Origin of the sequence: Mesorhizobium sp. M0518, from assembly GCF_040321125.1 — a bacterium.
Classification (GTDB): Bacteria; Pseudomonadota; Alphaproteobacteria; order Rhizobiales; family Rhizobiaceae; genus Mesorhizobium.
The window spans coordinates 1-718 of record NZ_JAMYQY010000066.1 but is presented as its reverse complement, the minus strand read 5'-3'; the positions used below and the strand labels follow the sequence as shown (position 1 = coordinate 718).

Annotated in this window: 1 protein-coding gene; it reads left to right on the top strand. The window is 54.9% G+C overall.

Annotated features, from left to right (window positions below; all coding sequences use genetic code 11):
* The first annotated feature begins 186 nt into the window (after positions 1-186).
* Positions 187-624, top strand: coding sequence for an SDR family NAD(P)-dependent oxidoreductase (locus NKI66_RS32620; RefSeq protein ID WP_352754080.1), 438 nt, complete (start codon positions 187-189; stop codon positions 622-624).
* Positions 625-718 lie beyond the last annotated feature (94 nt).

Sequence of the window (718 nt, the reverse complement as noted above, 5' to 3'; positions counted from 1 at the left end):
GGAGAAGCCGCCAAAGCCACGGATGGTGGCCGAATTAACCGGCTTGAAGCTTCATTCAAGGAGACCTTGTCGTCAGCCTGCCGATGGCGGTTGTGGAGTTCGAGATGAGCCAAGACTGGGACGACGGAGGAGCATCGCAATGTCTGGACAACTCGTAATTCAGGTGCAGAAGGATACCAGCAGCTCATCGGAATTGATGGCAAAGTAGTCTGCATTTCAGGCTCGAGCCACGGTCTAGGGAAGTCGCTCGCCACCTGCTTTGGACGGTTGGGTGCGAAGATAGCCCTTTCCTTGCACAATATTGAAGAGCTGATGCAAGCAGAGGCCGAACTTGCGGAAGGAATCAGCGTGACGGCTATCCGCGCTGATGTACGGTCGCATGACGATTGCAGGGCACTGATCAGTGGCACGGTGGACCAATTTGGGCAGATCGATGTGACGGTCTGCAACGCAGGTATCGACATCATTGAGCCAGCGCATTCATATGAAGAGCCGGAATGGGACGAAATTGTCGAACCATTCTGCGTTGCAACTACTATTGTGCCAAGTTTGCCGCCCAGGCAATGCTGGAACGGCCGGAGCATCATCATCATCACTACTAAAGGACAACTGCTATTGGACTAAGCCGCTCCGCGAATGCGGAGCGGCAAGGAGGGTGAGTGCCGACAGCGTGATCTGATCGCGTCGTCTGTCGCGCTGGTCATGTGTCCACAACAAG